Genomic DNA, 1,440 nt, shown 5'->3' with positions numbered 1-1,440 from the left:
CCCCGGCTCGGCGGGCGTCTCGCCCCGGGCGACGGTCTCCGCCAGCTTCGGCGCGCCCAGCGCGTGCAGCAGCAGCACGTGGGCGTCGACGCAGAACTGACAGCGGTTGGCCCGGGAGACCGAAGCCGCGACGAGTTCGCGGTCGACCCGGGGCGCGTCCCCGGCGAGCAGCGCCTCCCGCATCAGCGCCCAGGTCGCGGCCAGCACTTCCGGCACGGCCGAGAGCGCCTGGAAGGTCGGCAACGGCCCGAGGAAGTCGTCGCGCAACTGTTGGTAGACGGCTGCGGTGCGGCCGGTGGCCGCCCTCGTCGGTGTGGGGGCGAAGAAGCGGTATGTCATGGGCTCGATGCTTGTTCCGGCGGGCCGGGAAAACGTCGTGCCGTCGCAGACACTTGCCGCGCCGCTCATACCGCGTCCGTGGTACGCCGCAGCTACCACGCGCGCGGGATGCTCCACCGACGACGGCCGTTCTACAGTGCGACCATGCGCCGCGACCTCCCGCACGCCCTCGGCGGTCTCGCCCTCGGCGTCCTCCTGCTCGGCAACGCCGTGCTCACCCCGGACGCCGCGCCGGTTGAGGTGCTCGACGTCGCCCTGGTCCTCGCCACTGTGGTGGCCCTGGCGGCGTGCCGGCGATACCCGGTGGTGGCGCTGGGCGTGGTCACCGTCGCCATGCTGGCCGTTCACGTCCGGGTGCATCCCGGGGTGTCCGCCGCGTTCCCCGTCCTCTGCGCGGTCTACGTCAGCGCCTGGCAGGGACACCGGTCGGCCGCCGCCGTGGCCAGCCTTGTCTTCCTCGGTAGCTTCCTGGCCAGCGACATCTCGATGGCGCCGGCCGGCCGACCAGGCCAACTGGTCGCCGAGCGGACGGCCCTGCTGCTCGGCTGGTTCGTGGCGGCCAACGTCGCCGGCCTCGTCGCGCGGCAGCGCCGGGCGTACCTCGAGCAGGTCGAGCAGCGGGCCGTCGAGGCCGAACGCACCCGCGAGGAGATGGCGTTGCGCCGCGCCGGGGAGGAGCGCCTGCGCATCGCCCGCGACCTGCACGACTCCCTGACCCACAGCATCTCCGTGATCAAGGTGCAGGCGGGGATCGCCGTGCACCTGGCCCGCAAACACGGCGAGGAGCCGTCGGCCACGCTGCTGGCGATCCAGGAGGCCAGCGGCGCCGCGATGCGGGAACTCCGCACGACCCTCGACGTCCTCCGCGCACCGGCCGACGGCGATCGGGTCGGGCTGGCCCGGGTGGACGAGCTGGCCGAGCGGACCCGGGCGGTCGGCGTACCGGTGCAGGTGACCGTCACCGGCCAGCGCGCAGACCTGCCCGACGAGGTCGACCAGGCCGGGTACCGGGTCATCCAGGAGGCACTCACCAACGTGGCCCGCCACGCCGGGCCCGCGACCGCGCACATCCAGGTGGAGTACGCCCCGGCGGGGCTGACC

General features: G+C 74.0%; 2 protein-coding genes. One reads left to right on the top strand and one right to left on the bottom strand.

The window, feature by feature from the left end; genetic code table 11:
- Nucleotides 1-339, bottom strand: a 339-nt coding sequence (locus tag ABZ749_RS35160; RefSeq protein WP_357235718.1) for a carboxymuconolactone decarboxylase family protein, incomplete at its 3' end; no start/stop codon positions are given.
- A gap of 144 nt (nucleotides 340-483) precedes the next feature.
- Between ABZ749_RS35160 and ABZ749_RS35155 the strand changes: the two genes are divergently transcribed.
- Nucleotides 484-1,440, top strand: a 957-nt coding sequence (locus tag ABZ749_RS35155; protein WP_357235716.1) for a histidine kinase, incomplete at its 3' end; no start/stop codon positions are given.

The sequence above is a fragment of the Micromonospora sp. NPDC047753 genome (genome assembly GCF_040642735.1).
Lineage (GTDB): Bacteria > Actinomycetota > Actinomycetes > Mycobacteriales > Micromonosporaceae > Micromonospora.
Note: the sequence above shows the minus strand (reverse complement) of the source record. Positions and strands in the feature narration are given on the sequence as shown.